The sequence below is a fragment of the Shewanella sp. CAL98-MNA-CIBAN-0140 genome, from assembly GCF_040309905.1.
Classification (GTDB): domain Bacteria; phylum Pseudomonadota; class Gammaproteobacteria; order Enterobacterales; family Shewanellaceae; genus Shewanella; species Shewanella psychromarinicola.
Genome location: NZ_JBEOPI010000031.1, coordinates 41,053 through 49,402, shown reverse-complemented (window position 1 = coordinate 49,402; position 8,350 = coordinate 41,053). Strand labels below are relative to the sequence as shown.

The 8,350-nt window shown below is 45.0% G+C and carries 4 protein-coding genes; 1 reads left to right on the top strand and 3 read right to left on the bottom strand.

The features are described 5' to 3' along the window. Both AAEY93_RS15515 and AAEY93_RS15510 read right to left on the bottom strand, forming a co-directional pair. The coding region (locus tag AAEY93_RS15515; RefSeq protein ID WP_351078134.1) for a beta-ketoacyl synthase N-terminal-like domain-containing protein at positions 1 to 4,820 on the bottom strand (4,820 nt) is incomplete at its 3' end. Continuing rightward, positions 4,804 to 5,685, bottom strand: a complete 882-nt coding sequence (locus AAEY93_RS15510; protein ID WP_351078132.1) for a COG3415 family protein — start codon at positions 5,683 to 5,685, stop codon at positions 4,804 to 4,806. The genes AAEY93_RS15515 and AAEY93_RS15510, both read right to left, overlap by 17 nt. Before the next feature lie 753 nt (positions 5,686 to 6,438). On the opposite strand from AAEY93_RS15510, the gene AAEY93_RS15505 reads away from it, so the two are divergent. After that, the gene (locus AAEY93_RS15505; protein ID WP_351078129.1) at positions 6,439 to 7,347 is read left to right on the top strand and encodes a 4'-phosphopantetheinyl transferase family protein; all 909 of its coding nucleotides are present in this window, start codon (positions 6,439 to 6,441) and stop codon (positions 7,345 to 7,347) included. A gap of 101 nt (positions 7,348 to 7,448) precedes the next feature. Here AAEY93_RS15505 and queF read toward each other — a convergent pair whose 3' ends face one another. Next, positions 7,449 to 8,306, bottom strand: coding sequence for an NADPH-dependent 7-cyano-7-deazaguanine reductase QueF (gene queF / locus AAEY93_RS15500; RefSeq protein WP_351078126.1), 858 nt, complete (start codon positions 8,304 to 8,306; stop codon positions 7,449 to 7,451). Between the last annotated feature and the right edge of the window lie 44 nt (positions 8,307 to 8,350).

The following is an 8,350-nucleotide window of genomic DNA, read 5'->3' as shown; positions in this document are numbered from 1 at the left end:
ATTGAATCGATACCTAAATCGGCTTCCATGTCCATACTCAGTTCAAGCATTTCAGCAGGGTAACCGGTTTTGTCGGCAACCACTGACATCATGGTGCTTAATACAGTATCAGCACTCAAGCCCGTTGTTGCAGGTGCTGGTGAAAATACCGTTGCTACTGGAGCGACTGTGCTGGCCGCAGGCAGTTTGGTTTGCATATAGCTGACGATTTCGCCCAAGGTGCGACACTCGGCTAAATCTTCTGGGTTCAGCTCAGGTAAGCCTGGTAGCTCATCTTGTACTGTGCCTAGAATTTCGACGCGCTTAATGGAGTCGATACCAAGGTCTGCTTCCATGTCCATGCCAAGTTCAAGCATTTCAGTTGGGTAACCGGTTTTGTCGGCGACGACGCTGAGCATAGTGCGTTGGACGCTTTCAGCGCTTAAGCCACTTGAGTTAGTGGTTGCCGTCGCAGCTGTTGGCAACGAAGACGCTACAGGCAGTTTGGTTTGCATGTAGCTAACGATTTCGCCCAAGGTGCGGCATTCGGCTAAATCTTCTGGGCTCAGTTCTGGTAAACCTGGAAGTTCATCTTGTACTGTGCCTAAAATTTCCACCCGCTTGATGGAGTCGATACCTAAATCGGCTTCCATGTCCATGCCAAGTTCAAGCATTTCGGTTGGGTAACCAGTTTTGTCGGCAACCACATTGAGCATAGTACGCTGGACGTTTTCAGCTGTTAAGTCAGTTGATGCCGGTGCAGCAGTTTCTACCGAGGTTGATCCCGTTGACGCGACAGCAACCGCGTTAGCAGCAGGCAATTTGGTCTGCATGTAGCTAACGATTTCACCTAAGGTACGACATTCAGCTAAATCTTCTGGGCTCAGTTCAGGTAAGCCTGGAAGCTCTTCTTGCACTGTGCCGAGAATTTCTACACGCTTGATTGAGTCGATACCTAAATCGGCTTCCATGTCCATACCAAGTTCAAGCATTTCCGTTGGGTAACCGGTTTTGTCGGCAACCACATTGAGCATGGTATCTAACACTTGTTGCTGTGTTAGTCCTGCTATGGGTGCTGAAACTGTGGCAGCGCTAGCTTGCTGAGCGACAGGAGCTTGAAAAGGTATACTGGCTGTCGGTTGAGATTGAACCGCTTGAGCTGTTTGAGCTGTTTGAACCTGAGCTGAAGCTGGAGCAACAGGTGCTACCACTGGCGAAGGTATTGCTGCTTGATCTATGTGGTTTGACTGCACAAAAGCAGGCTGTACTGATGCAGCAGATACTGATGCAGGCATAGCCGCTGGCGTTTGCCCTTGCAACATGGCTAATGCAGCTTGGCTTGCTTGTGCTTGCAGTGTTAAGAATTGAGTATGACTTTGCAATGTTTGTGCTTGATGTTGGTGGAATAGTTCCATCGAACGTTGCAAGCTTTCTGGAATGGCGAATCCCGATGACGCCATTTGTGCTTGGGCTGTCATCAGGTGAGCAAACGTGTCGCCATATTGCTGTGGGATAGCTAAAAACTGCTGATGTAATTCAGCTGTTTGTTGCTGCGCAGCAAAAAATGCACCGATACTATCGGCCGACGCTGACACATTTGAGCGAACCGGTTGAGCTTTAGCTACAGGAGCTGCTGCAGCTACAGGAGCTGCTGCAGCTACAGGAGCTGCTGCAGCTAAAGGTGCAGCTACTGCAGCTAAAGGTGCAGCTGCAGCTAAAGGTGCAGCTACTGCAGCTAAAGGTGCAGCTACTGCAGATGCTGGTGCTGGTGCTTGAGCTGGTGCGGATGCTGCTGGCACTTCAATATATTCAGTTTTAATGACTTCTTTTTCCACAATTTTTTCCACTACTTTCTCGACTGGCACTTCCACTGTCTGGCTGGTAACTGTGCCAGTTTGCAGTGACTTGTTCATTTTGGCTTGGGTGTTGGGACTAATATAATTACTGGCGGTTAACTTGACGTTCATCGGTGAGACTTTTGCAAGCTCAGCGATAGGCGCTTGATATGGGTCAACTTCAGTTAACGTCACACCTAACACTGCAAGCTGGCAAGCAGCTTGACGCAGTTGGGTATCACTGCTGCCCTTTGGATTAGGATTTAAGCTAACCACACTCACAGGCTCAGCTTTATTGCCTAATGTTGCCTCAACCAGTTTTTGGAGAATATTTTTCGGACCAAACTCAACAAATACCCGTGCGCCAGCGTCATACATTGCTGTTAATTGCTCGCTAAAACGAACCGATTGCAGCATATGATCAGTCAATGCCGCCTTGATTGCTTTAGGATCATTAGGATGTGCTTTGCCGGTGCCGTTGGCATAAAGACTCAATTTGGGCTTGGCAAATTTGACCTTGCCGATTGCGGCTGCAAAGGGTTGCTGAGCATGTGCCACCAATGGGGTGTGGAACGCGCCAGAAACGGGCAGGGCAATCGCTTTAAAGCCCAGCTCGGTGCTGATAGCTTGTGCCGCTAAGGTGCATGATGCTGTTGGCCCTGCAATAACAAGTTGGGTCGGTGCATTGTAATTAGCCACCTTGACGCCTTCGAATGCACTGATGCACTGTTCAACTTGTTCTGTGCATTGCTCAACCGATTGAGCCGGAACAATAATCGCGTACATTACCCCAGCGTCTTGATCTTTAGGCGTGGCAGCCATTGCTTGGCCACGAGCAAAGGCCAATTGATAATAATCAGCTTGGCTAATAACGCCTGCAGCACATAATGCTGACAATTCACCAAAACTATGACCAGCAACCATGTCGGCGGTAAAACCTGCTTGAGTCAATAATGCATATTGGCCCATGCTGACCGCACCAATAGCACTTTGGGCATTAGCTGTATTGGTTAATGCTGCGTGTTGTGCGGCAATATCGTCGGCTTCAAAAGCAGGATTTGGGTACATAACTTGCGACAATTGTGTTTGCTTATGTTGGGCAAATACCTTATCGGCCTGCATCAGTTGTTGACGCATTTCTGGATACAAACAGGCTAAATCTGCGCCCATGTTTAGATACTGCGCCCCTTGTCCGGCAAATAATGCCGCCACTTTATGGCTTGCCGATTCAGGATGGATCAATGCTTGCGCGCGATAACTTGTGCCTGAAGGTAATTGCCAGCTGTCGGCAGTATTTGAGCTTAACTGCGCTTGCGCTTGCGTTAGCTGAACGGTTAAGTCTGCTAATGAAGCAATGACTAAGCCTATGCGTGCCGCATTCGGGGCGATGGTATTTAAGGCAAATCGTTTGCCTAAGTCGGCTAACACAATTTCTTGACGATTTTGCTGTGTGGTATCAACGCCATTAACTTCAGCTTGAAGTGCCGTTAATTGAGCCTGTAATGCGGCTTTGTTTTGCCCATGGATTAACAGCGTTTGTGGCACTGAACGTTGACGATACTTATCACCTCGAACATGTTCTTGACGATACTCTTCCAACACAATGTGGAAGTTAGTGCCGCCAAAACCAAAGGCACTAATACCGGCGCGACGCGGCGTATTGTCTGCTCTTGGCAACCATGGACGGGTTTCAGTGTTTAAATAAAATGGCGAGTCCTGAATGTTTAATTTTGGATTCGGCTTACTGACGTTAATGGTCGGAGGCAAGACTTTATGATGCAGCGCCAGCGCGACTTTAATGACCCCAGCGGTTCCTGCTGTCGATTTAGTGTGACCTACTTGTGATTTAACCGACCCAAGGGCAATGTGCTGTTGGGTATCATTATCTTCAGTAAACACCGATTTCAGGCCATTAAATTCTGCCACATCGCCAGCTGCAGTACCGGTACCGTGGGCTTCAATTAAGCCAACAGTGTTCGGTGCAAAACCGGCATCATCATAAGCACGTCTTAATGCTTTAGCTTGGCCTTCTGGACGTGGTGCATAAATACTTTTAAATTTACCATCTGATGACGAGCCAACGCCTTTGATAACAGCATAAATGCGGTCACCATCGCGTTCAGCATCATCAAGGCGTTTAAGCGCCATCATGCCAATACCTTCACCAATCATCATGCCTTTTGAATCAATATCGAAAGGTTGAATGGTGTCATTAGTGGTAAATGCCGGTGTTTTTGAAAAGCTCATGTACATTGATGGAGAGTTGTCGGTACACACGCCACCGGTGAGCATCATGTCACTGCGACCTTCAACTAACTCAGTGATGGCCATACGCATAGCCGCCAACGATCCCGCACAAGCGGCGTCAACAACACAATTCATGCCGCCTAAATCAAAGCGGTTAGCGATACGACCAGCAATCACATTGCCGAGGGATCCTGGAAATGAGTTCTCTTCCCAGTGAATATATTGATCCTGAAACTTTTTGATCAACATATCGGTGTCTTCGTCGCTTAGACCGCTATTTTTAAATACTTTTTTGAGTATAGGGTATTGCAAACGACCACTTAGGCTATGATTGAGCTTTTGACCACCGCCGACGCCTAGTGTAATACCGATGCGATCGGTATCGTACTGTGCATCAATACCTGCATCAGCTAGCACTTCTTTGGCGACCACTAACGATAATAGTTGCGAGGTGTCTGTTAGTTCGAGGATGTTAGGTGGCAGGCCAAATTCCATTGGATTGAAATCGACTTCAGGTAAAAAACCACCGCGTTTACAGTAAGTTTTATCGGCCATTGATTTATCGGCATTGTAGTAATCTTCAGCATTCCAATGGGTTTCTGGAACGTCGATAATGGCATCAATTTTTTCGTTGATTAAATCCCAAAATTTGTTTAAATAGCGTGAGTTTGCAAAAATACTGGCCATGCCGACAATGGCGACTGGCATGTCTTTTAAGCGTTTGTTTAAACGCTTATCTATATTACTGGATTGGCTCATATGAGTCTCCGTTTGATAACTGAGGTTCAGTTATCTGGTGTTGGGATCCAGCGGCATGAGTGGTGCTGGTGGATACTGCGGCTGGTTGACCTGCTCCAGGAAATCGAGCAAGAAAAGTGTGATAGTTGCGAACCAATAACTTACGTAAATGAAACGGTCCGTGCTTTAAGACATGCGTAATATAGCGATTACTCGCCTGGGTATGGCTGTCTTGGTAAATATCGAGGTAAACCCAGTCAGACTTAAAATCGACCCCAAGCAGAACGGAATAGGCATGTTGTTCTGTTAGTTGAGGCGGAATACTTAACGACACCACTTGCACTACGTTGTCCGGATCTGGACTCGGTAGGGCCAAGGTGTCAGCTAAAGTCTGCGGGTTAACGGTATAGGTTTGAATATTTGCGCCCTGAGTGATCGGCAGCTGATTGAAGAATTTTTCTGGCACAAAAGGGCTATCAAATTCGTCGAGTTTTGACACCCCAAAGCGTTTTAAGCAGCGGGCAAGGCCGGAGCGAGAGACATTGGGGTTGATAAATTGTTGGGTGACTTTTAATAACCTGTCTAAGGGCATCTTTAATTGATAACGCAGGCCCAGCATCACGTACTCTTCCATTGGGGATAGTGTCGTGTTGAGTTTGTGCGGGGTGTTTGGGGTGTTATCAATTGAGTCACGTTTACGCCACTTACGCACGGTGGCTTCGCTGATATTGAGGATTTTGGATAATTGGCTGACGCTGTAATCGGATTGCTGAATAAATTGACGCATCTCCGGCGTTGTCGTCGCGTTACGGTGATTAACCGTTTTTTGACGAGGCTTACCCTCAAATAGACTCAACTCTGGATGTGTAGTTATCTTTTTTGTCATCTAGACAGGCATTCCAAATAATCTATTGGGACTTTAGCGCATTTAAACTTACCCATACTTACTTAAGTCATACTTAAAGAAGATAAAAATTAGTCTAAATATCCATTTATGCTTTTTTTAGCACAAAGCAGATTACCTGAGGTTTCACTTCGATACAATCACCCGAGACTAAAAACACGCAACGTGTCGCTTAAAAGCCCTCTTTATAGAGACAAAGCTCGTAATTTGAAACGGGTGCCTTGTGAAATTCTATTATCCATTATGTAGGTAGAACAATATAGTCCATGCTTATACTACTGTTATATATCGTTATTAATCGAATCGCTTGTTGGTGGTTCAATGTTCTATTGTGGTTTAACATGCTAACTCAACGCTGACTTTTTGTATTATAACGGATGGATTAATATCACCCTTTATTTGCTCATAAAATTGATTAGGTTTATTGGTATATTGTAAAGTAGATCAATAATTTATTCGTAATGAATTATTAGCTATCCTCTACTAACAATGATTTTACTCGGAGGACAGACTGCTTAGAATGTGGGTAAGCACATAATCTTCGTATGAGATTATTAGCATTCACCTTAGGCGTGAAGTCTGGGGGTTACCCATGGAAATTAGCATTATGTTAATGCTAATACTATTTTTCGCGTCAATTGAGAATCATCGCGATTATTGACAAATTCCTCGCTGAAGAGGGCTTATTAAGGTAATTTAGCCGTATCGCCATTTAACTGAGTTTTGTTTGCTTTAATGCCTGCCACTTTTTCGATATCCCAATTAGACTCGCTTGCTAAGCCGCATATTTACTTTGTGCGACTTGATGGTGGGTTTTCAACTGCAGATTATGATGCAGGTTTAGCCTTATGTTGGTTAACCGCTGACGAAGTCGCCAAGGTTGGCCGCTATAAAAGCGTGTCGGCGCGTCATAATGCGTTGCAAGTTCGTATCGCGCTTAGGGCGGTATTATCACTGCATAGTGAGCGAAAACCCCACGAGTGGCGTTTTCGTTATGGTGACAAAGGTAAACCAGCGCTTAGCGATGATTTATTGGCTCAAACTGGGTTACATTTTAATATAAGCCACAGCGGCGAGTGGTTGATGATTGGCGTGGTTACTGGTGGACAAGCGTTTAAAGCCGACTCCGATGTGAGTTTTGGGGTTGATGTTGAACGTGAGCGAGGCAATACAGATTTTGTGCCTATTTTAAATCATTATTTCACCCAAGCTGAAACTGATGCCTTGTTGCAATTACCACCATCATTGCAGCGGCAACGTTTTTTTGATTTATGGGCGGTGAAAGAGTCTTACATAAAAGCACGCGGCTTGGGGCTGGCATTGTCGCTTAAATCGTTTGCGGTTGATTTTAGTCAGGCAACACCGCGCAGTATTGATTTACTCTCAGTTGATAAACAAATGCTTGATAATCAGAGTCAATTAATAGCATTATGCCAAGCCGTTAAGCTGCATTTTACTAATCCTCAAGATGTTGCGACAAAGATAACTTGGCAGACTGTGATGGGACGACTTGATCAAACATACCGTTTTGCCGTTACCTTAGGTTTGGCGAATCAATTGATGGCGACAACTATACCCAACCCGCTTGCGATTTTTGATACACCATTATGTTATCAATTAAGCCTCGCTGATATATTGCCATAAAGCTAAAAACGCTTAACTCTATTATCATTCACTCATCACATACAAAAAAACCAACCTCAGTGAGATTGGTTTTTAGCGAATACTGATAACCGCTACGGCGATTATTGTCTCGCAAGGCGGTTTGATTCTGGTGGGTTTTCAAAGTCACTGCGATATGGGTTGATGTCTAAGCCACCGCGACGGGTATAACGCGCATAAACGGTTAACTTAGTGCACTGGCAGTATTTTTTTAAGTCGACAAAGATACGCTCAACGCATTGCTCGTGAAATTCATTGTGCTGGCGGAAAGAGATTAAATAGCGCAGCAGTTTTTCACGATCAATTTTAGGGCCTTGATAACGGATCATCACACTGCCCCAGTCAGGCTGTGAGGTGATTAAACAATTAGACTTTAATAAATTTGAATTTAGTGTTTCCGCCACGTTTTTGTCAGGATCTGTACCACCGATTAAATGATCTGGATTAAATGCGTATTCGTCGACTTCAATATCCAAGTCATCAATACAAGTACCCGGTAAATCAATAATACGTTCAAGATTAAAATGCTTAGGTTCGATGACTTTTACGGTCAGCTCACCTTGGGCACAAGCGGCTAAATCGCGGCTTAAGGTTTCTTGTACGGCTTCGACACTGTCAAACTTAGTTTGGTTAAAACTATTTAAGTACAGTTTAAAAGATTTAGATTCAATCAAATTGACACTGTTGATATCTAACTGAACTTCCAAAATGGCAACAACAGGCTTGCCTTTAGCATTAAGCCAAGACAATTCATATCCGGTCCAAATATCGGTACCGTGAAAAGGGAGTTGACCACTTAATTCAATAGCATCTCGGTTAAGTTTACGTGGAACCCCTTGCAGCAGTGACGCGTCATACTCAGCTTGATAAGCAGTTGCTTGGCCTAATGTTAAGCCTTTTAATGCTGCTGCATCACTATAAGGGTCGTGATTGTGTGTCATCTAATCGGATTCCGTGTCAAAATATGGTTTTATTATAAACTACG